This window comes from Neoasaia chiangmaiensis (assembly GCF_002005465.1).
Classification (GTDB): Bacteria; Pseudomonadota; Alphaproteobacteria; order Acetobacterales; family Acetobacteraceae; genus Neoasaia; species Neoasaia chiangmaiensis.
The window spans coordinates 2,508,507-2,534,536 of sequence record NZ_CP014691.1 but is presented as its reverse complement, the minus strand read 5'-3'; the positions used below and the strand labels follow the sequence as shown (position 1 = coordinate 2,534,536).

At 61.9% G+C, this 26,030-nt stretch carries 23 protein-coding genes and 1 tRNA gene; 12 read left to right on the top strand and 12 right to left on the bottom strand.

Translation table 11 applies throughout. From position 1 onward, the window contains the following. The first annotated feature begins 35 nt into the window (after positions 1–35). Positions 36–1,454 (top strand): sodium:solute symporter, encoded by a 1,419-nt coding sequence (locus tag A0U93_RS12105; protein WP_077807564.1) that lies wholly within the window; start codon positions 36–38, stop codon positions 1,452–1,454. Between the two features lie 31 nt (positions 1,455–1,485). Here A0U93_RS12105 and A0U93_RS12100 read toward each other — a convergent pair whose 3' ends face one another. The 4 genes from A0U93_RS12100 to hpnD all read right to left on the bottom strand — a co-directional run bounded on the left by A0U93_RS12100 (position 1,486) and on the right by hpnD (position 6,339). Further along, positions 1,486–2,112 (bottom strand): phosphorylase family protein, encoded by a 627-nt coding sequence (locus A0U93_RS12100; RefSeq protein ID WP_077807563.1) that lies wholly within the window; start codon positions 2,110–2,112, stop codon positions 1,486–1,488. Then, positions 2,112–4,103, bottom strand: a complete 1,992-nt coding sequence (gene shc / locus A0U93_RS12095) for a squalene--hopene cyclase (protein WP_077807562.1) — start codon at positions 4,101–4,103, stop codon at positions 2,112–2,114. Before shc ends, A0U93_RS12100 begins: the two co-directional genes overlap by 1 nt. Positions 4,104–4,182: 79 nt before the next feature. Further along, positions 4,183–5,469 (bottom strand): hydroxysqualene dehydroxylase HpnE, encoded by a 1,287-nt coding sequence (gene hpnE / locus A0U93_RS12090; protein WP_077807561.1) that lies wholly within the window; start codon positions 5,467–5,469, stop codon positions 4,183–4,185. 3 nt (positions 5,470–5,472) lie between these two features. Then, positions 5,473–6,339: a presqualene diphosphate synthase HpnD gene (gene hpnD / locus A0U93_RS12085; RefSeq protein ID WP_245824870.1), complete on the bottom strand. Its 867-nt coding sequence runs from the start codon at positions 6,337–6,339 to the stop codon at positions 5,473–5,475. A 153-nt stretch (positions 6,340–6,492) separates the two neighbouring features. Between hpnD and A0U93_RS12080 the strand changes: the two genes are divergently transcribed. From A0U93_RS12080 to A0U93_RS12065, 4 genes are all read left to right on the top strand, one after another. Continuing rightward, positions 6,493–6,924: a cupin domain-containing protein gene (locus tag A0U93_RS12080; RefSeq protein WP_077807560.1), complete on the top strand. Its 432-nt coding sequence runs from the start codon at positions 6,493–6,495 to the stop codon at positions 6,922–6,924. Positions 6,925–6,994: 70 nt separating this feature from the next. Then, complete coding sequence (locus A0U93_RS12075) at positions 6,995–8,347, top strand: DUF2142 domain-containing protein (RefSeq protein WP_077807559.1); 1,353 nt, start codon at positions 6,995–6,997, stop codon at positions 8,345–8,347. Positions 8,348–8,469: 122 nt separating this feature from the next. Then, positions 8,470–9,648: a pyridoxal phosphate-dependent aminotransferase gene (locus A0U93_RS12070; RefSeq protein ID WP_077807558.1), complete on the top strand. Its 1,179-nt coding sequence runs from the start codon at positions 8,470–8,472 to the stop codon at positions 9,646–9,648. Between the two features lie 690 nt (positions 9,649–10,338). After that, positions 10,339–11,808, top strand: a complete 1,470-nt coding sequence (locus tag A0U93_RS12065; RefSeq protein ID WP_371862851.1) for a carbohydrate porin — start codon at positions 10,339–10,341, stop codon at positions 11,806–11,808. Positions 11,809–11,888: 80 nt separating this feature from the next. On the opposite strand, the gene A0U93_RS12060 is transcribed toward A0U93_RS12065, so the two are convergent. Then, positions 11,889–12,065 carry a DUF1328 domain-containing protein gene (locus A0U93_RS12060; protein ID WP_077807556.1) on the bottom strand — a complete coding sequence of 59 codons (177 nt, stop codon included), beginning with the start codon at positions 12,063–12,065 and terminating at the stop codon, positions 11,889–11,891. A 195-nt stretch (positions 12,066–12,260) separates the two neighbouring features. On the opposite strand from A0U93_RS12060, the gene A0U93_RS12055 reads away from it, so the two are divergent. Both A0U93_RS12055 and A0U93_RS12050 read left to right on the top strand, forming a co-directional pair. After that, on the top strand, positions 12,261–14,297 hold the full coding sequence (locus tag A0U93_RS12055; protein WP_077808501.1) for an NAD(+) synthase: 2,037 nt from the start codon (positions 12,261–12,263) through the stop codon (positions 14,295–14,297). Between the two features lie 158 nt (positions 14,298–14,455). Next, positions 14,456–17,014 carry a mechanosensitive ion channel family protein gene (locus tag A0U93_RS12050; protein WP_169852764.1) on the top strand — a complete coding sequence of 853 codons (2,559 nt, stop codon included), beginning with the start codon at positions 14,456–14,458 and terminating at the stop codon, positions 17,012–17,014. 54 nt (positions 17,015–17,068) lie between these two features. On the opposite strand, the gene A0U93_RS12045 is transcribed toward A0U93_RS12050, so the two are convergent. From A0U93_RS12045 to A0U93_RS12035, 3 genes are read right to left on the bottom strand one after another with little or no spacing between them, the layout of a single operon-like run. Next, the gene (locus tag A0U93_RS12045) at positions 17,069–17,584 is read right to left on the bottom strand and encodes a hypothetical protein (protein WP_077807554.1); all 516 of its coding nucleotides are present in this window, start codon (positions 17,582–17,584) and stop codon (positions 17,069–17,071) included. A 37-nt stretch (positions 17,585–17,621) separates the two neighbouring features. Next, the gene (locus A0U93_RS12040; RefSeq protein WP_077808500.1) at positions 17,622–18,965 is read right to left on the bottom strand and encodes an ammonium transporter; all 1,344 of its coding nucleotides are present in this window, start codon (positions 18,963–18,965) and stop codon (positions 17,622–17,624) included. Then, complete coding sequence (locus A0U93_RS12035) at positions 18,965–19,303, bottom strand: P-II family nitrogen regulator (RefSeq protein ID WP_077807553.1); 339 nt, start codon at positions 19,301–19,303, stop codon at positions 18,965–18,967. The genes A0U93_RS12040 and A0U93_RS12035 overlap by 1 nt, the downstream gene beginning before the upstream one ends. A 149-nt stretch (positions 19,304–19,452) precedes the next feature. Here A0U93_RS12035 and A0U93_RS12030 point away from each other — a divergent pair, with 149 nt between their 5' ends. Beyond that, complete coding sequence (locus A0U93_RS12030; protein ID WP_077807552.1) at positions 19,453–20,694, top strand: UbiH/UbiF/VisC/COQ6 family ubiquinone biosynthesis hydroxylase; 1,242 nt, start codon at positions 19,453–19,455, stop codon at positions 20,692–20,694. After that, positions 20,691–21,497 (top strand): serine O-acetyltransferase, encoded by an 807-nt coding sequence (cysE, locus tag A0U93_RS12025; protein WP_077807551.1) that lies wholly within the window; start codon positions 20,691–20,693, stop codon positions 21,495–21,497. Before A0U93_RS12030 ends, cysE begins: the two co-directional genes overlap by 4 nt. 10 nt (positions 21,498–21,507) lie before the next feature. Here the strand turns inward: cysE and A0U93_RS12020 are convergent, their stop codons facing one another. Then, on the bottom strand, positions 21,508–21,909 hold the full coding sequence (locus A0U93_RS12020; protein ID WP_077807550.1) for an RcnB family protein: 402 nt from the start codon (positions 21,907–21,909) through the stop codon (positions 21,508–21,510). Between the two features lie 219 nt (positions 21,910–22,128). Between A0U93_RS12020 and A0U93_RS16495 the strand changes: the two genes are divergently transcribed. After that, the gene (locus A0U93_RS16495) at positions 22,129–22,272 is read left to right on the top strand and encodes a hypothetical protein (protein ID WP_169852763.1); all 144 of its coding nucleotides are present in this window, start codon (positions 22,129–22,131) and stop codon (positions 22,270–22,272) included. Positions 22,273–22,320: 48 nt separating this feature from the next. Here A0U93_RS16495 and A0U93_RS12015 read toward each other — a convergent pair whose 3' ends face one another. Continuing rightward, positions 22,321–23,319, bottom strand: a complete 999-nt coding sequence (locus A0U93_RS12015; RefSeq protein ID WP_077807549.1) for a zinc-binding alcohol dehydrogenase family protein — start codon at positions 23,317–23,319, stop codon at positions 22,321–22,323. Between the two features lie 150 nt (positions 23,320–23,469). Then, entirely contained in the window at positions 23,470–24,246 is a 777-nt protein-coding gene (rlmB, locus tag A0U93_RS12010) for a 23S rRNA (guanosine(2251)-2'-O)-methyltransferase RlmB (RefSeq protein WP_077808499.1), read from the bottom strand. Positions 24,247–24,346: 100 nt separating this feature from the next. On the opposite strand from rlmB, the gene A0U93_RS12005 reads away from it, so the two are divergent. Further along, a tRNA-Tyr gene (locus A0U93_RS12005) sits at positions 24,347–24,432 on the top strand. Between the two features lie 68 nt (positions 24,433–24,500). On the opposite strand, the gene A0U93_RS16490 is transcribed toward A0U93_RS12005, so the two are convergent. After that, a complete protein-coding gene (locus A0U93_RS16490) occupies positions 24,501–24,659 on the bottom strand; it encodes a hypothetical protein (RefSeq protein ID WP_169852762.1) in 159 nt (52 codons plus the stop codon). Between the two features lie 324 nt (positions 24,660–24,983). Here A0U93_RS16490 and A0U93_RS12000 point away from each other — a divergent pair, with 324 nt between their 5' ends. Continuing rightward, positions 24,984–26,030 carry a Dyp-type peroxidase gene (locus A0U93_RS12000; protein ID WP_077807548.1) on the top strand — a complete coding sequence of 349 codons (1,047 nt, stop codon included), beginning with the start codon at positions 24,984–24,986 and terminating at the stop codon, positions 26,028–26,030.

Here is a 26,030-nt window from a genome sequence, read left to right as displayed (position 1 = left end):
CTTGCGCAAACCCGGTAACAAGTTACGCAAAGGGAATGTCCATCACCGCGCTCGTCATCCTGGCCTATCTCGTGTTCCTGCCCACAGTCTCGCTGGCCCTGTCGCGCGGCCAGCGCGGCGATCCGTCGCAAGCGCATCACGACCTGCCCGCCTGGGCAATCGGCCTTTCCATCGTGGCAACGGAAACCTCGACTCTCACCGTCGTCAGCATTCCCGGCGTCGCCTATGGCAATTCGTTCGTCTTCGTCGGCCTGGCACTCGGCTATCTTCTGGGCCGCATCATCGTCGCTTTCCGCTTTCTGCCACTCTTCCGCGACCGCAACATGGCCAGCGCCTACCAATATCTCGGCCAGCGATTCGGCCATGGCGTGCAGCGCGTTGTCTCGGCCAGCTTCCTGGTCACACGCCTGCTCGCCGAATCCGTGCGGCTGTTCGCCGGCATGCTGCCCGTTGCGGCACTATGCGCGGCCAGCGGCCTGCCGGGTCTGAATTCACCGATCGGACATATCGCCCTGCTGGCCGCGATCATGGCGCTGACATTGTCCTACACCATGCTCGGCGGCCTGAAGGCCGTCATATGGTCGGATTCCATCCAGCTCGTGCTCTATCTCGTCGGCGCATTCACCTGCATCGCCATCCTGTTGCACCGGCTCGAACCCGGCACGCTGTCGCACACACTCCAGAACGCGCATCTGTTCTCTTCCGGAAAGCCGCCGTTCACGAGCCCCTTCACGATTACCGCCGCGATCATCGGCGGCACGGTCATGACACTGGCCTCACACGGCACCGATCAACTCATGATCCAGCGCTGCCTCGCCGCCCGCACGTTGCGTGGCGCGCAGGCCGCCATGATCGGGAGCGCCTTCCTTGTCGGCCTGCTTTTCGCCGCCCTGTCACTCGTCGGCGCCCTTCTGTATGCGCAACACCATGGCGCCCCGCTCGCCACGCCAGACCAGCTCTTTCCCGATTTCATCCTGACCTTGCCACCCGCCTTGCGCGGCCTGCTGGTCGCCGGCATCCTGGCCGCCACGATGGGTTCCCTCTCCAGCGCGATGAATGCCATGACAGGCGCGGTGATGGGCGATTTCAAGCCGTTCCTCCGCCGGTTCGAACTGTCGGACCGTGCACTGTCGCAGCGCATCACGGCGTTCTGGGCCGTCGCCCTGATTCTGGCGACGCTGTTCTTTTCCAGCGGCATTCACTCCGCCGTTCTGTTCGCGTTTTCCATCACATCCTATTGCTACGGGGCCGTGCTTGGCGTGTTCCTGCTCGCCATGTTGCGGTCGGGCGCCAAACCACGCTGCGCCTATGCCGCCTTCGCCGCGGCACTCGCCACGCTCGGCATTCTCGCCGACGTGTCGATACAAGGGCACGCAATCGCCTTTTCCTGGCTGACACCCGCAGGCGCATTGGCCGGACTGGCGGCAGGAATGGCCGTGGAACGTTTCGGCTGATCTCGACTGAAGTCCCGCAACGCCAATCGGCCTATAAGCCGCGCAGGAAACTCGCCATGCTCTTGCGTGCCACCGCCGCTTCGCGTCCCAGCGCCATCAGGGCACCGATCTGCCCCGGTTGACGCAGCAGACCGCCCACCAGCCGTGGAACCGAAATTTTACCGGCGGACAGGACATCGCACGCCACCGGCGGCAAATCCCGCGCCGCGTCGTCGCAAACCACGCGCAGCACGGCGAAAGGCAGACCACTCTCGGCGACCAGCCCGCTTTCCATATCCACGGCCACGCATCCGCTCTCGGCGAACAACGCCGCTTTCTCGCGCGCCGTCTCAACAAGCACGTCGCTCTGCAACAGACCGGCGGTCACAACATCCGCGCGATCTGCACCAAACCGCCGCCTCAGCGCCGCATTCGCGGTATAATGGCGCCCGTGAACACAAACTCGCTCCGGCACCAGAATCGCACCGGGCCGCATGGCCGGCGACAGCCCCGCCGCGCAACCGAATGACAGTAATTCCGTCGCACCTGCCGCGCGCAATGTGGCCAATGCCCGCCGCGCACCGTCAAGGGTCGCGCCACTCACCGCGATCGGCGCTTCGGGCAGCACTTTCCGCAACAGCCTGGCTTCCGCCGTCAATCCAACGAGCGCGCCTAGCATCAGAAGCCGTATTCGACCTTGCCTGTGTTGCTGAGTCCCAGATTACGGAACCGCGACAGGGCCATCAAAGGGAAGAACTGCTTGTATCCATGATATCGAAGATAGAAGACTTTCGGAAAGCCAACGGCATTGTATGGCTGCTCGTGCCAGCGACCTTCCCCGTCCTGCGCCGAGACCAGATAGGCGATGCCGCGCTTGACCGCCTCGGATTCACGTCGTCCGACCGCCATGAGACCCAGAACAGCCCAGGCCGTCTGCGACGGCAGGCTTTCGTCATATTGCCCCGGCGTGCCACCTTCGAACGTCGCGCAGTCCTCGCCCCAGCCACCATCCGCGCGTTGCACGTTCTCCAGCCACGCTACGGCCCGCAGCACAGCGGGGTGGTCATGCGGAACGCCCGCGGCATTGAACGCGCATAATACGGACCATGTGCCGTATATGTAGTTGGTGCCCCAACGCCCGAACCAGCAACCTTCCGGTTCCTGCTCCTCGAACAGATAGGTCAGCGCCCGATCGATGACGGGCCGATCTTCCGCATGTCCCAACTGCGACAGGAACGATATGCACCGTGCCGACACATCAGCCGTCGGCGGATCGAGCAGCGCACCATGATCGGAGAACGGAATATGGTTGAGCAACTCGAGATCGTTGTCGATATCGAATGCTCCCCAACCGCCGTTGGTGCTCTGCATGCCGATGATCCACTCACGCGCACGCTCGATCGCTTCCTGATTGCCCGCCGCATCTTCCCGATGCATCAGCATGCCGACCACAGCCGTATCGTCGACATCCGGATAGAAATCGTTCTCATACTGGAACGCCCAGCCACCGGGCCGCACGTCCGGACAATTGACGGCCCAGTCGCCCTTGACGTCGAGAATCTGCCGCTCGCGCAGCCATTCCATGCTCCGGCGCAACCGTTCCTTCGTTTCCGCGGGCTTCGTCGCCCCCGGCCCCGAAGATGCCTCCGCCATGGCCAGACCGGACAGTCCCGTGTCCCACACCGGCGAAACACATGGCTGGCAATAGGTCTCATCACCATTATGCACGAGCAGGTCCTGCACGCCGCGCCAGGCCTGCTCCACACGCGGATCCGTGTCCGGGACGCCAAGCGCACGATACATCATCACGACATTCGCCATCGCCGGATAGATCGCTCCCAGACCACCCTCGCCCAGACGCGGCTCGATGAAGTCGATGGCCTTCCTGATCGCACGCTTGCGCAGCGATTCCGGTAAATGCGGCTCGATCGGGCGCAGAACACTGTCGAGATGCTTGAAAACCCGCCCCCAGACAGAACGATACGGACCACGAATCCAGTCCGTGACAAGGTCGGGCGGCGTGACGAACAGTTCCTGAATGTGGATGCCGCGCGGATTGATGGCCCTGGGTTCCATCGCCCGCAAGACCAGCAGCGGCGCCACCACTGAACGCGACCAGTAGGACATGTTCCACATCGAGAAAAACGCCGTTTTCGGTAGCAACATCAGCTCGACCGGCATGACAGGCGTCGCGTGCCATGGCACCTCGCCAAACAGCGCCATCTGAAAGCGCGTGAACACATTGGTGCGCGCCGCACCGCCACGGTCCAGAATAGCCTCTCGCGCGAGCTTCATGTGCGGCGCATCGATGTCGTCGCCAATCGCCTTGAGCGCAAAATAGGCCTTCACGGAAGCCGACAGGTCGAAGCCGCCGTCATGATAGAGCGGCCAGCCGCCATGCTCCCCCTGGATACGACGCAGATAAACGCCGATCCGCTTCTCCAGCGTATCGTCGATCCGATCGAGATAGTGCTCCAGCAACACATATTCGGCCGGGATCGTCGCGTCGGCCTCGAGTTCGAATACCCAATGTCCATCGTCCTGCTGCATGCCGGCCAGTGCCGCCTGCGCGGATTCCACGGCCTGCTGCACACGCTGCGTCTCGGTCGCTGCCAGGTCAGGCTGCGCCGACGCATCGCGCCGCTCCAGAACGTCGGAATAGATCAACATTGTTCGCTGTCGTCCTCAAACTACTGCAAAGAAAACGCGTTCTACCGGATCGTCATCAAATCGTCACGTTTATACGGCGTTAGCTGACGAGCCCCAGCGTGTGCGCCGCCGCAACGCCCGAACGGATTGCCCCTTCGATCGTCGAAGGCAGACCCGTCTGCGTCCAGTCTCCTGCCAACGCCAGATTCTCAAACCGCGTTTTCGCGTCAGGACGACGCCTGTCCTGCGCCGGTGTCGCCGCGAAAGTCGCACGCTTTTCCCAGACGAGGCGCGCCGTCGGCATCGCTTCCGGAAGGCCGCCGACCGTCACCGGCCCGATGACGCGCCGCACCTCGTTCCAGATCATTGCCTTCAACTCTTCGTTATCACGCGCAGCATAACGATTGGCGGCACTGACCGTCACGGACAGCACATCCCCTTTGACGAACACCCACTCCGTTATGCCGCCGACCACACCAACAAACCCGGCCTCCGCCACGCGACCGCGTATGTCCGGCACGAATGGCAGCCGGAAATGCACATTAATGATACTCTCGAAGGCATCCGGGACCTGAAAACTCGACAGATGGGCGCTCAGCACGCCACCCGCGACAGATCCGGGCGCAGCGAAAATCACGTAGTCCTCGGAGCCGACGACAATGCGTTCCGCACCGAGCGCGAACGCCGTGACCCGCGCTCCCCTCGTCTCGATTCCCGAGACGCGCGCGCCATGCCGCACCTCGCCCTGCATGACCGAAAGATGCGCCACCGCCGGATCGACGAAACTCTCGGACAGGCCCTTCTCCGGATACCACGGGCAGCACGCCATCCCCCCCCTGGCAAGGGACTGACGAACCACATTGCCCAACAGTTTCGCGCTGCCTGTCTCACAATCGGTATTCAGGGCGGAAACGGCGAACGGCTCCAGCAAACGGCGGCTCAACATCCCCGGCACAAGACAGTTCGCCACCGTCGTCTCGTCCCGCGCGCCAAGCAGCGCGAACAACGATCGTAATTCCTTCAGCCGCATTCCCGGCACGCGCGCGCCGCCCGGCAGGGCCCAGAACGGAATCCGTCCCCGCGACAACCGCAATGTCCAGGCCAGATCGGCCTCCAGATCGAAATACGGGAAAACCGGCTTGCCCGGCCCTTTCAGCGATTTCTCCGCACCGATCAGCCCGAGATACCGGAAAGCCGCGTCATTGGCCGACAACAACAGATGGTTGCCGTTATCGATCCGCGTGCCCAGTGCCCTGTCGAAATACGACCGCGCCCGGCCACCGCATGCCGGCCCCGCCTCGTAGACCGTCACCCGTGCTCGGCCCGTCAGTTCCACCGCCGCGGAAAGGCCCGCCAGACCGCCACCGATTACGTGAACATGCGTCATCGGTCAGCCTACATACGCCGCCAATGTGCGCAGGACACGCCCGATGCGCCCGACACGGACCGGGCGCTCCGGATGGCGCCAGCCGCGCCGCTGCAACGCCGACAGGACACAGACGTAGGACGCCGCCATCATCCGTGCCGGGCGCATCGCCCGACGGTCGCACATCTTCATCGTGATCCGCGCCTGCCGGAAGTGATCCTGCGCGCGCGCCGCCAACACGCGCGCCAGCGTGTCCAGCCCCTGCGCATAGAGTGCCTCGTTGGGGTCGGCCGGCACACCGTATCGCTCCAGCAGTTCTTTCGGAAGATAAAGGCGCCCGCGCTCGGCGTCCTCCTCGATGTCGCGCAGGATGTTCGTCAGTTGCAGCGCACGTCCGAGATGATGCGCCACCCGATCCGCGGCATCCGACGAATCGCCGAACGCCCGGACCGACAACCGCCCGACAGCCGAAGCCACCCGGTCGCAGTACAAATCGAGCGTCGCCTCATCCGGCGCAACGATGGGCGCCCCGGCATCCATCGCCATGCCGTCGATGACCGCATCGAAATCCGCCTGCCGCAGGTTGTAGCGCTGGATCGCCGCATGTAACGCCCGGTCCAGCGCGCCCCGCGTCTCGCCCTCATACAGTCGCGCGATCCGCGCATGCCAATCGTCCAGAGCAGCCTTGGGATCGGCCACGCCTGCATCGCCATCCGCTATGTCGTCGACCTCGCGACAGAAAGCATAGATCGCATACATCGCATAACGCCGTTCCGGCGGCAGAATACGCATGCCCCGCGCGAACGAGGTTCCGGCCTTGTCGACGATCTCCGCGACGTGCTGCCGATCGGCCTCGGCGCAGTCCAACGTTCCACGGTGCCATGCGCTCAACGATTTTCTCCACTTCAAGGCCGGACTGACCGGCGACCGTCGCTCGATGCCGCTTCTATCGACAAACCCGCGACACGGCAAAACCAACCCGCATGGCCACACGTTCCAATGCCATCGTCAGCAAGAAACATGAGTTCATACGTGCGCCAAACTATGACAATCTGCGCCCTTCTCGTTGCAACGCCCGCCGTCTCCCACGCTCAGACACCACAAAGTGCCTCCGGCCATGCGGAAATCCTTCTGAAAGAAGACCATTCATGGAATGGCGTTCCATACAAGGCTTATCCTGCGACCCCGCCGCAACTGACCGTCCTGAAGCTGACGATCCCACCCCACAGCGCCCTGCCGTGGCACCGTCATCCATTCCCCAATGCCGGCTACGTCCTGCAAGGCTCGCTGACCATCGAGGATCGCGAAAGCGGCAAGCGCCGGACATTCCAGACCGGGCAGGCCTTTGCCGAAAGCGTCGATGACGTACATCGGGGCGTCTCCGGCGACACGGCCACGGTCGTCCTGCTGACCTATGCGGGCACGAAAGGCACGCCGACATCCGTCCCTATCAAGGGCGAGCAACCGGAATATTGAATTTCCGTTATGACCTTGCGGCCCTGTTCGGGACATCCGCTTTCGCCGTCGGGACACCAGAGTGCGCAGCATGGTCATCAAGCCCTCCTCCCGTCGGCTCGCAACGATTTTCCTGCCGTTCGCCATTCTTCTGATCGTCGGCGGCAGTTTCCTGAGCCCGCCATTCCAGGTCCTGGATGAAGCCTCTCATTTCCTGCGGGCCATACAGGTCGCACAGGGCGGGCTGATCGGCATCAAGACCCAGGGCCAGAGCGGCGGCTACGTCCCAGCCAATGTCCTGCCGCTGCTTCACCGCTTCGACACCCTGCGATTCCATACTGACAGAAAAGCGTCCCCCGCCGTCATCGCCGATATGCGAAAGTCCACCTGGACCGGTCCACGCGCGCTGATCGGCTTTCCGAACACCGTCACGTACGGCCCGTTCTGCTACCTGCCGCAAGCCGCCGCCATCCGCCTCGGGCAAATACTTCGCCTGCCGATCCTCGATACCTTTTACATCGCACGTCTGATGAACGGCATGGTCTTTGCGCTGCTCTGCACGGCCGCCATCGCCATCGCCATGCGCGGCACTGCATTTCTACTTCTGATTTGCAGCCTGCCGATGAGCATCGACCTCGCCGCCTCACTGTCGCAGGATGGCCCCCTGATCGCCGCGAACGCCCTGCTGGCCGCTCTTCTCAGCCGGTACGAAACCCGGTCCGACTTCCGCTGGCCACGGATAGCATGGGTCGGTTTCGGGCTCGCATTCGGCATTCTGGGCACCGCCAAGCCCCCTGAACTTGTTCTCTCGCTCCTGCCCTGCGCGATCGCCAGCCGTGCCGACCGGCCTGTCGTCGTGCTCTGCCCGGTGATCGCCGCGATCCAGACCCTCGGATGGCTGATCTTCTGCGTCGCCCCCATCAAACTTCAGTTCCTGCCGGAACTCGGCGTGTCGGATCGCGGCCAGTTCCTCTATCTCCTCCACCACCCCACGGCCTTCCCAAGCCAGATCGCACGGTCGCTCGTCGTCTATGGCAACGGCTATCTGCACCAGTTCATCGGCGTCCTTGCCTGGATGGACACGCCGGTCCCCGCCTGGTTCGTCGAAATCGGCAGCGCCGCATTGCTCTGCGCCCTTTGGCCCGGCTTACGACCGGGATTGTCGCTCAACGTTCCGGGGATCGTCCGAGGCAGCATTCTCGCCAGCATCATGTTGCTGGCTGCTGCCGCTATTTTTCTGTCGCTGGACGTCATCTGGACGCCAGTCGGCGCATCGGTCATCCATGGCGTTCACGGGCGCTATTTCCTGCCGGTCGCCTGTTTTTCAATCCTTTTCCTGCCTTTCGGGAAAGCTCGGGGACCGATCATTCCCATCCTGCTCACCGCATGGCTTTGCGTTGCGACAGCCGTTTTCATCCACACGCTCGCCGCACGCTTCTGGTAAGATTCGAGCAGATATCAACTGAAAAAAGAAAGATTCATCCTTTTACGGTCACGACATTGACATTATTCATTGCCGATCCCTAGCTTGCATATCCGAACCATTCCGGATCAGGAAAGACCCACATGAGTGCCACGCTATCAAAAGACGCCCGAGAAGAACTCCAGTCGCGCGGCTACTCCCGCCGGCAATTTGGTCGCATCTCCAGCCTGCTGGGCATGGGCGCCGCCCTGACACGATTTGCACCAAGTGCTCACGCCGAGACATTCAAGCCCGACCAGGCTTTCGTCGGTCACCCGAACATGGTGCGCATCGGCAGCAATGAATGCTGGACCGGCCCTTTCCCGACCGCCTGCAGTGCCGGTCAGGCCATGGTTCCTCACGGCAATCGCTACGAGCCCGATCACCTGCGCTCGACTCTGCTCGATACGGCCGCGCAGGTCGAAAACTGTCCCGTCGACCATATTCTCCCATGGTCGGGCTCCAGCGATCCGCTCTCACGCGCGGTCGTGTCGTTCTGCTCCCCAACCCGCGGACTGGTGACGGCAAACCCCTCCTATGAAGCAGCGTGGCGCACCGCAAGCTGGCTCAACGTCAAGCTCTCACGCGTTCCACTCACCGCGCACAACGGTTACGTGACCGATGTCCGCGCCATGTTGCAGGCCGATCCGAATGCCGGTCTCTATTACATCTGCTCGCCCAACAATCCGACCGGCACCGTCACCCCGCTGGAAGATATCGCCTGGCTGGTCGATAACAAGCCCGCCGGATCCATCGTCATGGTGGACGAAGCCTATATTCACTTCTCCGGAACACCCAGCGCCATATCGCTCGTCAAACAGGGCAAGGACGTCGTCGTGCTGCGAACATTCTCCAAGATGTTCGCCATGGCCGGCCTGCGCCTCGGCCTGAACTTCGCGCGCCCCGACCTGCAGCAGCGCATGATGCGCTATGATGGCGCCAACGTGACGACCATGCTGAATATCGTCGCGCTTGCCTGCGGCGCCAGCAGCCTGACGCAGACTGAAAACATCATTGCCCGCCGCAATGAAATGATCGCCGCCCGCACGATGACGCTCGATCATCTCAGAAAGCGGGGCGTTCATTTCCTGCCCAACAGTCAGGCCAATATGTTCATGGTGGACTGGAAGAAATCGGCAGCCCAGATGAAAGCCGCATTTGCGAAGCAAAACGTCGAAATCGGCCGAAACTGGGAAATCTGGCCCACCATGTCTCGTGTGACGGTCGGCTCGATGGCCGATATGCAGGCTTTCTGTAAGGCGCTCGACCACATCATGGCGTAAAGAGCCCCTTGAAATCTCCCGGTTCGTAGTTTTTGCCGCGAAGAGATCGACATTCACGTCCATCATCATCGTCCGCATACTACGAACCATCCTCCGAAATATCGATGATCGCGGCCTTGCCCCACTGCTTTACCGGTGCTCGCAACAGATCAGCACCAGGATACGGGCTCAAAATATAGACCGTGAGTCGTGGCCACTGCAATCAGCACCAGAATGAATCGTCGGAATATTCATTCTGATACCATGCCGAAAGTTTACCGCGCCTCCATTACTTCAATACATCGGTTAAATAGTGACCAATCACCGATAATTACATTACGGATATCGTCATTTCCCATTTTTATTGGGGAATCGATACATGTAATTTTTAAAATTTACTTTGTTTCACAATGTGTGTTATCTTTCTCAAGAAATCAATCCCATCCTTGAAAACATCGATTTTTATCCCCGGTAAAAGCAAAATCTGCTTTTGTCGTGTTTTTTCCATGTATTTCCAAATAATAAATCGTGCACTTAAAATCGAAATATTTTTCATGATTTTTATATTACGAACATATTTTTTTATTTCATTCTATTTGCGTCACAGGAACGTGTTTCGACATAAGTTACTTTCCGAATAATGTAGATTTATTAACTTATGTGCAGTTTATGCGCTTGTTTTATGATTGCCCCGGATGGAAGGTTCTCAAAATGCTGCTGTCGAAACCAAGGCAACACCGTCTCTGCATGGGTTTCGTGTTATTTATAACATTATCTGTCGCGCCCGTGACGCACCGCCTTTTCGTGGGAAGGGCCTCCGCTCAATCCGAGACGGCGAAAACGCTTTTTTCACCGAATTACAAGGCGATAGGCTTTCCAATTGCCGGCGAGGGCGCCGTGCCGATCGGCCCTCTCGTGCCGTCGCTTTACGGCAACCCTCATCTGTTCGGCGACTGGGGCGGGATACAACCCTGGCTGCAGGACCGTGGTATCTTTCTCAATATCGCTCTTAACGAGGAGTTCATGGGGAACGTTACAGGCGGTCGTACACGTGATCATGTCGTCGCAGGTCAGCTGGCGGGAGAACTGGATATCGACTGGCAGAAACTGGCGGGTATCCCGGGGCTATGGACCCACCTTCTGGTCATCAACGGCCACGGCAACAATTTCAGTCACACTCTCGGCGATTCCGTCACCAATCCGGAACAGATCTACGGCGCACGCGGTAACGTCGTTGCGCATCTCGTCGATATGTATGCTGACAAGACCTTTCTCCATGACCGGATCATCCTGTCGCTCGGCGTGATCCCGACGGGAACATTCTTCAATTTCGACGCCCTCGCCTGCTCGTTCATGAACGTCTCCGTCTGCGGCAACTTCGCCCCCGGCAAATACGTGCCAGGCGGTCGCGACTGGCCTTCCGCCAACATCGGCGCGGTTCTGCGCGTAAGGCCGACAGAGCGCACCTATATCATGGGCGGCATATTCGCCGTCAGCCCTCATGCCTATAACGGCGGTATCTCCGGCTGGGCGCTGGGTCAGGATGGACTGGGCAAGATCTCTTCCCAGATCGAAGTCGGCTGGACGCCCTCTTTCGGCAAGAACGATCTGCTGGGCCACTACAAGATCGGCGCGTGGTACGATAACTCCCGCTACCCGAACCTGTATGAAGACGCCAACGGCAATTCCTTTCAGGCGACAGGCCTGCCCCAGCGCTATGAGTCGGGCCAGTGGTCGAGCTGGTTCATGTTCAACCAGATGCTGGTGCGCAATGGCAAAGGCGTGTCGAACGGCCTGATCGTCATCGGTGGTCTGGGTTACGCACAGGGCAATCAGGTCGCCATGCGCGATCATGAATGGATCGGCCTGCTGGAAAGCGGCGAACCATGGGGACGCCCCCTGGATCAGGTCGGCGTCATGTTCCAGCATATGGATATGAGCCACACGGTGCGCCTGCAGCAGGAATCGTCCCTGGCCCTGGGCATGCCGTTCATCTCCAATCAATGGGGTCCGGTTTATGGCGTGCAGCGCTGGGAGAACGTCTATGAAGCGTTCTACAGCATCCATCTTTTCCGGGCGACGGCGCTTCAGGCCGATTTCCAGTATCTCGAACACCCCGGCGCCACGACCACGTTCGGCGACGCAGCCGTCATCGGCGGTCAGTTCACCACGAATTTCTGACAGAAAACCGCATTAAAAAACCTCGGCCACAGTAGTGGCCGAGGTTGCTCTCGATGACGCCGCAGCAATCGCGAGGATGATTACAGCCCGCGTCCCCGGCCGCGCCCCAACACAAGACTGACGATCAGCAGGACAAGGAAGATGAAGAACAGAATCTTGCCGATATAGGCGAAATCCGCCGAAATACCGCCGAAACCCAGAACGCCAGCCAGCAAGGCCAGAATGAGAAAAACAACGGTCCAGCGCAACAGGTCCATGACGAAACTCCATTAAAGGCTCCCAACGGGAGCACGGACGGGCCAATCCGCCGTTATCAGCGCTGCAACGGTCGAAGACATACAAAAGTTCATTGCCGGGAGATGACGGATGCTTTGCCGATCGGTCAGTTCGGCAGGAATCGTCTTTCGTGTTGCAGCCATGCTACATGCTCCACATCAGCGATGGAGGCACGCTTGTCGGATTTCCGCTCATTATATCGTCACGGCATGGCGCGTCTGGCCGCATGCACTATGCCGGTGCGATTGGCCGACCCGGCGGCAAATGCCCGCCTGCTGGCGGACATGACAGCAGATTGCGACGCACTCGGCGTGGCCATCGCCGTCTTTCCGGAACTGGGTCTCTCGGGCTATGCGATCGACGACCTGCGTTTTCAGGATGCACTGCTCGATGCCGTCGAAGAACAGATTGCGGTTCTACGCGACGAAAGCCGGAACTGGAGCTGCGTGATCGTCGTCGGCGCGCCGCTACGCCACGCCGATCGATTGTTCAACACAGGCGTCGTCATCCATCGCGGGCACATACTCGGCGTCGTGCCGAAATCCTATCTGCCCAACTATCGCGAATTCTACGAAGCCCGTCATTTCGCACCCGGCATCGGTCGCCGTGGAGAAACCATCAGGCTCGACGGCACCGACATACCATTCGGCACGGATCTTCTGTTCGAGGCCGAAGACGTGCCCGGCCTGACACTCGGCGTGGAGATCTGCGAGGACCTGTGGGTACCGGCGCCCCCAAGCACGGCGCTGGCTCTGGCCGGCGCCAGCGTGATCGCCAACCCCTCCGCCAGCAACGTGACGATCGGCAAGGCGGACGAGCGGCATTTGTTATGTCGTTCCCAATCCGCCCGGTCGCTATGCGCCTATGTCTATGCGGCAGCCGGCGCGGGAGAATCCACGACGGATGTCGCCTGGGACGGTCAGGTATCGATCTACGAGGCCGGGCGCGTCCTGGCGGAATCGGCGCGTTTCCCGACGGGCGCGCACCATGTCCTGGCGGATATCGATCTCGACCTGCTGCGGCAGGAACGCATGCGCATGGGCAGCTTCGGCGCCTGCGCGGATGCGCACGGCGTAAGCACGGCATGGCGACGTATCGTATTCACCCTGGCACCGCCGCAAGGCGATATCGGCCTGCGACGCAACATCGCGCGCTTTCCTTTCGTCCCGGAGGACCCGCGCCGACTGGCGCAGGATTGTTACGAGGCATGGACAATTCAGGTCAGCGCCCTGTCGCAACGCCTGCGCGAAAGCGGCGCCGCGCGCGCGATCATCGGCGTCTCCGGCGGGCTGGACAGCACCCTTGCGCTGCTCGTCGCCGCGCGGGCGGCCGATGAACTGGGCTGGTCCCGCAACCGCGTCGAAGCCTACACGATGCCAGGCTTCGCGACCGGCGAGACAAGCCGTGGCCTGGCCCATGCACTGATGACGGCGCTGGGCGTCTCCGCGCACGAACTGGATATCCGCCCGACGGCATTGCAGATGCTCGAGACGATCGGCCACCCCTTCGCGCGCGGCGAGGCCGTGCACGATGTCACGTTCGAAAACGTGCAGGCCGGCCTGCGGACGGATTTCCTGTTCCGCCTGGCCAACCAGCTGAACGGTCTGGTGATCGGCACCGGCGACCTGTCCGAACTCGCACTGGGCTGGTGCACCTATGGCGTTGGCGACCAGATGTCGCATTACAACGTAAACGCCGGCATGCCGAAGACGCTGATCCAGCACCTGATCCGCTGGCTCGCACGCGAAGGCCAGTTGGCCCCGGATATCGGACCGATCCTCGAACGGATCGTCAGTGCGGAAATCACACCCGAACTGGTGCCGGGCGATGCCAAGGGCGTGCAAAGCACGGAAGAGAAAGTGGGCCCCTACGCCCTGCAGGATTTCAACCTTTTCTACACCCTTCGCTACGGCTTCACGCCGTCCAAGATCGCCTGGCTGGCGGAAGCAGCCTGGCAGGACGCGACACAAGGCGGCTGGCCGGCCCATTTCCCGCACGACCGCCGCATCGCCTACGACCTGCCGCAGATCAAGCATTGGCTGCGGGTTTTCCTGCAACGCTTCTACGGTTTCAGCCAGTTCAAGCGCTCGGCAGCGCCGAACGGCCCCAAGCTTTCGCCCGGCGGCAGCCTCTCGCCACGCGGCGACTGGCGCGCGCCTTCCGACGGCAACGCCGCCGTCTGGCTCGCGGAACTGGAGCACAACGTACCATGATACGCCGGAAAATGTGAATGTCAGGGAGGTAATCCCTGCGTTACCCCCCGGCAACGCCGGCACCGCACGGCGCGTAGAAACGCTGTCGCGTTCCGATCGTATCCAACCCATCATGAGCCGGAGCACGACGTTTGTTCTAACGAATGGAGCGGCGCCTCATGCGGGTCAGCATCGATCTGGCGGAATATCCGGCATCGACCGTAAGACGACTTTTCCTAGTCATCCTTTTTTCGGTCGCCGCACTGCTGGCTGCTCCACCGGATGCTCACGCCGCCGACCCGGCATCGACGCCACCGGCTTTGACGACAGCGCAGGCCCAGCAATTGCTGGGCGTCCTGAACGACGACACCAGACGGCGACAGTTCGCCAGCACCCTGCAGAATTTCGTCAAGGCACAGGCCGCGACCGGTGCCGCACCGGCAGCGACGCAGGCGGCAGCGGCGCCCGCAACGACGCCGGCCAAGAAACTGCGTCCCGACAGCCTCGGCGGCCAGCTGGTCAGCGGATTTTCCAATTTCAGCGATACGGGGCGACGCAAATTCGATGCCTTGATTCATACCGTCATCGATTTTCGCCAGGTGCCCGCCTGGATGCGGCATATCCGGCAGAACGCTCCCCTGCGGGCCGAGCTGACAGGCATCATCCTGCGCGCGGCGATCTTCGCGGCCGTGGCCGCGGGGCTCGTCATCATCATGCGTTTGCTAATCAAACGCCCGAAGGACAAGCTCGCCAATCTGGCGCGGCAACGTGGCCTCGACAATCTGGCGCGCGCGCGACAGGAACAGGAAGAAGCGGCGCAGGCTGTCCGCCGCGATATCGAAGCACAGGAAGCCGAAGCCACTGCGCAAAACGACCAGAGCGCGGCCGCACTCTCGGCTGGCGAAATGGCCGCCGTCAACGCCGCACGCACCGTCGATGTGCCCCAACCCGATACACCGGACAATCTGTCCCAGCCGGACGATATCGCCGCCGAACAGGAAGCGCGCCTGCGCCATCAGGGCGCACTGGCGCGCCTGCTGCTCGCCCTGCGGCGTCTTCCGTTCGCCCTGGGCGGGCTGTTACTGGACGCGCTTGCCGTCGGGATGATTCCATTGGCTGCCGCACTGGTGATCTGGCTCGATCCCTCGGAGGATGAAACCATCGGCCTCGCGCTTCGCGACATGGCGGTGATCGGCGTCGCGGGAAGCGCCGTCATCGTGACCGCGCGCGCGCTCTTCGCACCGGCGCAACCATGGCTTCGCCTGCTGACGATCTCAAACTGGGCCGCCGAATATCTGTTCGGATGGATAAGGCTGATCGCCATGGTCGTCATGATCGGCGGCGCGGTCATCGGCCTGCTGGACGACTGCGCCCTGCCAACAGCCATCGTCCTGGCGCTGACGAAAGTCCTGGCACTCCTTGTGCACCTGCTTATCGCGATGATGATCCTGCGCAGCCGGACACATGTCATGGCCGTCTGCCGCCAACTGAACCAGAACGCCTATGCGTCCCGGCTCATCCTTCTGGTCGGACGCATCTGGTGGATCGCGGCCCTGTTCTTCGATATGGGCCTCTGGCTCGTCTGGGCCGCGGAAATCCATAACGGCTATTCGACGATCTGGACGATTTTCTTCCGCAGCGTCGCGGCGCTCGTCATCATGCGGGTCATCAGCATCGCGGCCTACGGCATGCTGGAGCGCTTTTTCCGGCATGCGCCGGAATGGGCCGCGTTGAGCGACGACACGAAAGCCCGCCTGAGCCTCTACTACCCCATCACACGGCGGATCCTGGCTTTCATCATCTCACTCCTGACGGTGTTCGCGCTTTTCGTGGCCTGGGGCACACCGATGGACACATTGTTCCGGCAAGGGGGAATCGGCAGCCGCACGCTGTCGTCGATCATGACCGTTCTCGTCGCGCTGATCGTCGCCGCCGGTGTCTGGGAATGGGTCAACGTCGCGATCGAACGTTATGTGCGGCGCGCCGATGGCTGGGATGACGGCGCCATCCGCATCGCACGCATTCGCACCCTGCAACCGATGCTGCGCATCCTCCTGCTGGTCGTCCTCGCGGTGGTGATCGGCCTGACGGTCCTCAGTCAGGTCGGCGTCAACACCGCCCCGCTTCTGGCCGGCGCCTCGATCTTCGGCGTGGCGCTGGGTTTCGGCTCCCAGAAACTGGTGCAGGATTTCATCAACGGCATTTTCCTGCTGATGGAAAACGCACTGACAGTCGGCGATTCTGTCACGCTGAACGGCGTTGGAGGCGTTGTCGAGAAACTGTCGCTGCGCACGGTACACGTCCGTGGCGGCGATGGCTCGATGAACATCTTCCCCTTCAGCTCACTCGGACAGATCACCAATTTCAACCGCGACTTCGCCAAGGCGATGATCGTCGCCAAGGTCGGTTACGACGTGGACACGGACCATGTCGTCACGGCCCTGAACGACATTACCGCCTCCATGCGTGATGACCCGGCATTCAGGGACTGGATCACCGACGATTTCCAGCTTTGGGGCGTCGACTCCCTCAACGATACATCCGTCAGCGTCCTGGGCGCCCTGCCGACGACCACCGGCGGACGCTGGCCCGTCCAGCGCGAATTCAACCGCCGCATGAAACGCGTATTCCAGGAACGCGGCATCACCCTGCCGTTCCCGACGCAACGGGTGGAGATCCCGGAGATGTCCATCCTCGCAAGCCGTTTCGGGTCCGGTGGCGCCGCCAACGCGACCTGAAGACAGGGCAAAAAAAACCCGGTCCGCCGACCGGGGTCTCTCCCTGCGAAAGGCTCAGCCTTTCAGCTTGGCATTACACTGCGACCAGTAGCCGCCGCCCTTCTCGATCCATTTCAGATTGCCGTTCCCGCCCGTGGTCTTGTTGGCGTTGTATTGGTCCACGCAGGTCTTCATGCGGGCCTTGCCGGGCGTCAGCTTGGCATATTGCGCCGCGACGGATGACGGAAACACGACGTTCCCCGCGGCAACCGTGCTGGGTCTGGACGCGATCCCGGCCCCCGGCGAGGCAGGCGTCGTGGTCGATGCGGCAGGCTTCGTGCTCGCGCTGGTATCGGCCGCCTTGTCCGCCGGCGTGGAATTCTTCTCAACAGCGGCCGTACTCGCATCGCCGCACTGCGCGGCCTTGAACTCCTTGTATTTCTGCCCGTTCAGCGTGCCGTCCTTCTTGGCGGCCGTGAACTTCTGATGACATTCACGCGCGGAGATGGCATGCGCCGGCGGCATCGTGAAAGTCGTGGCGGCAATCGTACCGCTCAGCAAGGCGGCACCAAAGTAACGAGTGAATTTCATCAACGCTTTCCCTCTACAGAACCAGAACAGACGACGCTCAATTGATGCGTTCACCATGCAGAACCATGTCGAGACCTTCGAGTTCCGCCTCGCGGCTGACACGCAGGCCGATCGTCAGGTCAATGGCTTTCAGCAGAAGGTATGTGACCACCACGCTCCAGACGATCGTGATGCCCACCGCCTCCGCCTGCCGGACGAACTGAACCAGCGACCCGACCGTCCCGGACGGATTGGCATCCGTCGCGGAAAGCGGACCGTAAGCGAACAGGCCCGTCAGCAAGGCCCCCGTGATCCCGCCGACACCATGCACCCCAAAGGCATCGAGACTGTCGTCATAGCCCAGACGATGCTTGAGGATGACGGACGCCCAGAAGCAGATGCCGCCTGCGATCAGCCCGATCAGCACCGCCGCGCCCGGCAGGACAAATCCGGCGGCGGGCGTGATGGCCACCAGCCCGGCGACAGCGCCGGAGATGATGCCCAGCGCCGTGGGCTTGCGGGAATGAATCCATTCCGCGATCATCCAGGCCAAACCGCCGGCCGCCGCGGCAACCTGCGTGGTCAGCATCGCCATGCCCGCACGGCCGTTCGCGCCGCCCGCCGAGCCCGCATTGAAGCCGAACCAACCGACCCAGAGCAGCGCGGCGCCGATGATGGCATAGGTGAGATTGAAGGGTGAAAGATCGTCCTGCTTGTAACCGTTGCGCTTGCCGATCACGAGTGCCGTGACCAGACCGGCGATACCGGAGTTGATATGCACCACGGTGCCGCCGGCAAAGTCCACCGCCCCGAAACCGCCGACCCAGCCGATCGGACTCCACACCCAATGCGCGACCGGCGCATAGACCAGCAACGACCATAAGACGGTGAAGACGCACAGCGCGGAGAACTTCATGCGTTCGGCGAAGCTGCCCGCGATCAACGCCGGCGTGATGATCGCGAACGTCATCTGGAACATCATGTAGACGCTCTCGGGAATGGTCATGACCGTCGGGTTCGACGAACCGGCCCCAAGAACGAATGCGTCATCCACGCCATGATGGAAATGATCGGCAATGCCATGCAGCATGACACGGGAGAAATCGCCGATCCACGGCGTGCCGGTGCCGAAGGCAAGGCTGTAGCCCGCCACCATCCAGACGAGACTGACGATGCAACAGATCGCGAAAGACTGGATCAGCGTGGCGAGCACGTTCTTCTTGCGCACCATGCCCGCATAGAACAGGCCCAGCCCCGGAATGGTCATCAGCAACACCAGCGCGGTGCTGACCAGCATCCATGCCGTGTCGCCCGTATCGATCTGCGGCGTGGCGGCCAAAGCGGCGTCCGGCGCGATGGCGAAAGCCAGCGCAGCCACCGATGCAACACGGAAGCGCGGCATCATAGGGCGCCTTCCCCCGTCTCGCGCGTCCGGATGCGAATGACGCGATCCAGCGGCGAGACGAAAATCTTGCCGTCGCCGATCTTCCCGGTATGGGCAGCCGAGAGAATGGTCTCGACCACCTCGTCAACAATGGCTTCCGACACCGCGATTTCGATCTTGACCTTCGGCAGGAAGCTGACGTGATACTCCGCGCCGCGGTAGATTTCAGTCTGGCCCTTCTGGCGGCCGAAGCCGCGAATTTCGGTAACCGTCAAACCCTGAACGCCGAGCGGGGTCAACGCCTCGCGAACGTCGTCGAGCTTGAACGGCTTGATGATGGCCGTGACGAGTTTCATCGCACCTTCTCCGTGCTGGGTCTGGCGGGGCGGGCCGCCGTGGATACCGCGTGTATATCAGGAACTCGTGCCAGTTTCACAACGATGTTGGCAAGGGCCCGACAGAAGCGGATTTTCGGAACGCACCCGGTTGTTCTAGGATTGTCGCCATGACCATGAACGATCCCTCCGAAACCGGCGCCATCGCGGCAGGAACGCCGGTCGTCGATGTCTGCATCAACGGCGCCGGCCCCGTGGGCGCCACGCTGGCCTGCCGCCTGACGGCAGCCGGAATGAAAGTTCTGCTGATCGATCGGGCGGCTCTGCCAGGACAGGAAGATCCGTCTTTCGACGGGCGCGCCTATACGATCGCCGAAGGGTCGCGCCGCATGCTGGCCGCCGCCGGCGTCTGGACGCATCTGGGCGATCGCCCGCAACCGATCCGCGCCATTCACGTCATCGACGGGCAGCCGCATCGCCGCCCGTCGTCCTGGTCCCTGGATTTCACGGAAGAGGATGCCGACGGACCGTTCGGCTTCACGGTCGAAGCACGCGATCTGCGCACGGCCCTCAACACGGCGCTGACAGATCGGGAGGGGCTTATCCTGCGCGCGCCTGACACCGCCCGTTTCACCTTCGATGCAGCGGGCGTAACCGTGCATCTGGCCTCCGGCGAAACCTACCGCGCATCCCTGGCCGTGGCGGCGGAAGGTCGACGCAGCCCCCTGCGCGATCAGGCCGGTATCGGCGTCACCCGCCTGCCATACGATCAGTGCGGCATCATCACCGTCATCGCGCACGAAAAACCGCATCACGGTCGCGCCCTGGAGCACTTCCTGCCGCAGGGACCGTTCGCACGCCTGCCGCTTGCCGGCAATGCCGGGCATCCACACCGCTCGGCCATCGTCTGGGCGGACGGAACCCTCCGCGCCCAACGCGCCTACGCCTTGCCGGACGACGTTTTTGCACGTGAAATCGCCGGACGCATGGGCGATGACGCGCTTGGCGACATCACGCCGCTCGGAAGACGGTGGATTTATCCGCTCTCCGCCCAATATGCCCAACGATATGTCGGGCCGCGTCTCGCACTCGCCGGTGATTCGGCGCACGGCCTGCATCCCATCGCCGGACAGGGGTTGAATGCGGGGTTCAAGGACATCGTGGCCCTGTCCGCCCTGCTGGAGGAAGCCCGGCGGCGTGGCGATGACCTCGGCGACGCCCAACTGCTGATGCGCTATCAGCGTCGGGCACGGCCGGACAACATGATGATGCTGGCAGCCTGTGACGGGTTGGAACGCCTGTTCGGCAACGACAATCCCGCCCTTCGGCTGGCACGCGACTGGGGGTTGAAGACCATGAACCGGATGCCGGGACTCAAACGTGCCTTCGTACGTCGGGCCATGGGATTATGAGCGAGACAACGCCCGTTAATCTCGACGCCGTCTGGCGCGAAATGCTCGTGCAGAGCGACGTCTGCTGCGATGTCCTGATCCAGGGCGTCTTCGCTACCGGCATCAGTGAACATCGCAGTTTCCAGAGCGCCCTCTCGGCACTGCTGGGGACCAAGCTTGCCGATCGTGCGATCTCCGCCCCAGCGCTTTCGGCCCTCGTGGCATCGGCATTACTCGACACACCGGCGATTGCCGAAGCGGCCTGCGAAGACATGATCGCGATCTTCGAACGCGACGCCGCCTGCCCGGATTACGTCACCCCGTTCCTGTTCTTCAAAGGCTTTCACGCCATTCAGGCACATCGTATCGCCCATTGGCTATGGGGGCATGATCGCCGACACCTGGCGCGCCATCTTCAGAGTCTGGTCAGCGAGCGCTTCGGAGTCGACATCCATCCCGCCGCGCAGCTGGGCCGACGACTGGTGTTCGACCACGGGACCGGCATCGTGATCGGTGAAACCTGCGTGGTGGAGGACGACGTTTCGATGCTGCAAGGCGTCACGCTCGGCGGCACCGGAAAATCCGTCGGGGACCGGCACCCCAAGGTCCGCCGTGGCGTCCTTGTGGGGGCCGGCGCGAAGGTATTGGGCAACATCGAACTCGGCGAAGGCGCGAAGATCGGCGCCGGATCGGTCGTTCTGGAGAGCGTCCCACCCTACACAACCGTCGTCGGCAATCCTGCCCGCCGGATCGGGACGCGGCATACGTCCCTCCCCGCGCTGGGCATGGACCAGCGCCTGCCGCCGGTCGATTACGCGATCTGACGCCGCTGCCTCACGGCCTGCCATAGGGCGGCGGTGGTGGTGGTGGGCCGTAAGCCTGAGGCACCGGCGTTGCGACGACCGTCCCGCCGACCACCCCCGCGATCAACCCGCTGCCGACCGCTGTCAGAAGATACTGGCCGCCGGACTGGATCCAGTAATAGCCCTGTGGTGGCGCATAGAGACCATGATGGCGATGCCAGTCACGCACGATCCATCGCCGGTCGCGCGGGCCATGGTAATAATCTCCCCGCCGCCATTCATAGCCACCATCATATCTGTCAGGACCGTTGGCAGGCCCCATGCGATCCCCACGCCCATAACCGCGGTCATGCATGCCGGGCTGGGCAACAGCACCCTGCGTGGCAATGACGACACTGCCGAGAGCGATCAGGCTGAAAACTTTGCGAAACATCGTAAGGCTCCGATTTGACAACCGAAATTCCCCCCTCGCCATGTCAACACTATGGCTCTCTGTCTCGCGTCGGGTTTCCAAATGTAACGTTCGATACCCGTCACTCCCGGAAGCCCTGCATTCAGGACATGGCGGATATGAAATGATGAAGTTTGCGTAATTTTTCGGAAATTCCTACGTCATGAAAAGGAACCGACTGTTCCGGCGAGGGCTACTCCAATGCGCGCAATTTACCACCCTTCCTGGCTTATCTCTATTGAGCGTGCCTGTCAGCGCGGCACGGATAAAAGCGTCATCATGACCACGTTCATCGCCGTCGTCTGGTTGACGTTCATCGTCGCATGGATCGTCGCGCTCTGGTGACCGCGCCTTAAGTGCGGCCTGACAGGGAGAGGGTTCACCTCTCCCCGATCAGAAGCCGACCAGCACCGTCTTGCCAATACTGCGTCCCCGTTCGGACGCCTCATGCGCCGCACGCAGATTTGCGGCGTCGATCCTGCCGCCACGCTCATTCTCCGTCGTGACCAGCGTCCCGTCCTCCACGAGACTGGAGACCCTTTCGAGAATCTCATGCTGGCGGATTTCGTCATCCGTTTCGAACAGAGAGCGCGTGAACATCAGTTCCCAGCAGATCGTCACGCTTTTCGACTTGAATGGCATAATGTCGAAACTGGCCGGATCATCGATCAACGAAAGATAACCCTGCGGCGCGATAATGTCGCTGTAGAGCAGACGATGCTCGTCACTGGCCGTCAGGCTGGCGATATAGGTTACAGTCTGGATGCCGAGCGCCTGCAATTGCGCCTTCATATCACCCCGGTGATCGATGACGTGCCGTGCACCCATTCGTTCGACCCATGCCGCCGTTTCGGGACGTGATGCCGTTGCGATGACAGTCAGTTTTGTCAATTTCCGCGCCAGCTGGATCATGATCGAGCCGACACCGCCCGCACCGCCCACAATCAGCAATGCACCCGTCGTATCAGGTGCAATCTTCATGCGATCGAACAGCATCTCCCAGGCCGTGACGGCCGTCAGCGGCAACGCGGCGGCCTGGCCCCAGTCCAGCGATGCCGGCTTGTGCCCGACCAGCCGTTCATCGACACATTGAAACTCGGCGTTTCCACCCGGGCGCTGCAATTCACCGGCATAGAAGACGGCATCGCCCGGCTGAAAGAGTGTCACCGCATCGCCGACGGCCTCCACGGTGCCGGCAACATCCCAACCCAGAACGCGATAGGCATCGCCAGGCAGCGCCGCCGCGCGTTTGCGAACTTTCGTATCGACCGGATTGATGGAGATCGCCTCCACTTTTACCAACAGATCGCGCGGGCCGGGATGCGGCTTGGGCAATTCGATATCCTGCAGGACGTCGACGTCGCCCGTGCGGCTGTAGCCTATGGCTTTCATACGGAAACTTCCTTTTGCGAACGGCGGTCACGACAATACGCAATGCCCGGATCCAGAACGCGACATCACGCGCCGGTTTCCGTTTCCGTCACCATCTCCACCCAGAACGGAAGCTGCCATCCATCCCGACAGGCCGCCGCCAGTAAAATCCTAATGCGGCCGGACCAGCTCATAAAGAGCGACAGCCGCCGCATTGGAAACATTAAGGCTTTCCATGTCGCCCGGCATGTAGACACTGGCGATCTCATCGCAGTTCTCACGCGTCAGCCGGCGCAGGCCCGCCCCTTCCGCGCCCAGAACGAGCGCCACCCGCCGGCTTCCGAAGCTCGGACCATCAAGCCGCGTGCCATCCGCATCCAGCCCGACCACCCACAGACCGGCATTCTGAAGCTGCGACAATGCCCGGGACAGGTTGACCTCCCGCAGGATGGGCACGATGTCGAGCGCGCCGGAAGCGGCCTTCGCCATCGCACCACTTTCCTGCGGCGTGTTCCGGTCCTGCAACAGCAACGCCGCCGCGCCGAATGCCGCGGCGGAGCGCAGAATGGCCCCGATATTGCGCGGGTCCGTCACCTGATCGAGCACCAGGATCGGTCCGGGACGCTGCAAGGCTTCATCGATCAACGGGGGCGCCAGCGCATCGACACGCAATGCGATCCCCTGATGGACGGCATCGCGCTCGCAAAGAAGGTCCAGCCGCTGCCGATCGACGACATTGGGAATCAGCGTCCGCCCGAAGCGCTTCGGGTCCAGCGCCGACGCCACGTCCTTGGTCGCCAGTATCTCATGCACCTGACGCTGCGGATTGGCCAAGGCGGCCTCTGCCGCATGCTGGCCATACAGCCAGTAGCTGCCGGACGGCATGGCCGTAGCGGCACGCGAACCGGAGGAAGAACGGCGGGACGGAGATGCGGGTCGTCTGGACATGCGCTTCGTATAATCCGAAGGATTATGCGCCGTCATGCCACAAAATGAATGCTTGCCAGTTGACTCGCAACACGATCCGCCATATCCCCCAACCCGGCCAGGAGAGATGCCCGAGTGGCTAAAGGGGGCGGACTGTAAATCCGCTGGCGTACGCCTACGTTGGTTCGAATCCAACTCTCTCCACCAAAATCCCAATCATAACACATTGATATGACTAGGCTTTAAGCCGATGGCCATCATTTTGGCCCCAAGCTCTATTCTTGGTGCTGTGTCGCCGGATCCGGATCGTGCGCGGCGGCATTCTCGCCCTCGGTCGCCTTTGGCTCCGCCGCCTCTGATGCCGGCTCAGCCCGCGCGGATGACGCCTGCGGCACCGTTTCGGCCGTCGAGGCCGCTTCACTCGGCGTCGACACGTGCCCGATATCGACCGGACCGGCTGCCTGCCCTTGGCCAGTGTGAACATGCGGCGCTTGAATACGCGCAAACGCTTCCAGTATTGCCAGCGTTCGATCTCCCGTTCAGCCATGTAGAACGGTAAGCAGCCCGCTCAGACCAGCATACCCAGGCCGCCTGAATATATCCGCGGCTCTCGCCGGATGCTTACTGTCCGTTGCCAATATGAGAAAGCGAATATCAGAAGAGAGTCGGCTCCCCCGCCTTGCCATCATCGACCCATCCCCTATTCTCCGGGATCAATCATCGTGATGTGAACGCCGTTCAGGTGGAGTGTTTATCTGTTGGCCATACCTCAAGCCGTCGATACCAGACTGACACGCAGCGCGGTCTTTCTGGTTGCCACCCTCGACCGCGATGCGACAACGGATACCGGCGCGCAGATACGCGACCTGCTTGGCGACCTGTCATCCCTCGTGCGCGGGGTCGGCTTCCGCATTCCCGATGGACGCCTGACCTGCGTGACCGGCATCGGCTCGGCCGCATGGGCGTTCCTTCTGGGCACGCCGAAACCCAAAGACCTTCATCCGTTCCAGGAAATTCACGGTGTTCACCACGCCCCGGCCACGCCCGGCGATCTTCTGTTCCATATTCGCGCCACACGCATGGATTTGTGCTTCGAACTGGCACGGGCGATCGTGGGCCGCCTCGAAGGCGCAGCGACAGTCGTGGATGAGGTCCACGGTTTCAAATATTTCGATGAGCGCGATCTGCTCGGTTTCGTCGACGGCACGGAAAATCCGAGCGGACAGGCCGCCATCGATTCAACGATCATCGGCGACGAAGATCCCGACTTCACGGGCGGCAGCTACGTCATCGTCCAGAAATACATCCACGACCTGAAACGCTGGAACGCGACCCCCACCGCCGTGCAGGAACACATCATCGGGCGGGAGAAACTGTCGGATATCGAACTGGCCGACGCTGCCAAGCCCAGCTATGCCCATAATGTGCTGACGTCGATCGAGGAGAACGGTCAGCAATTGCAGATCGTGCGCGACAACATGCCGTTCGGCGAAGTCGGCAAGGGCGAGTTCGGCACATATTTCATCGGCTACGCCCGCTCCCCGGCCCGGATCGAGCAAATGCTGCAAAACATGTTCGTCGGCAAGCCACCCGGCAATTACGACCGCATCCTCGATGTCAGCCGCCCCGTCACGGGCGCGCTGTTCTTCATTCCCACCGCCGATTTCCTTGATGGTGCACCCGATATCGCGGTCGCGCCACCCGCTGCGGAAGACAATGGTGAGCACGTTCCCGCGCCGCCTGATGCGCAGGGCGCGGCAAGCGGCACGTCTCTGGGTATCGGCTCGTTGAAAGAGGAACCATGA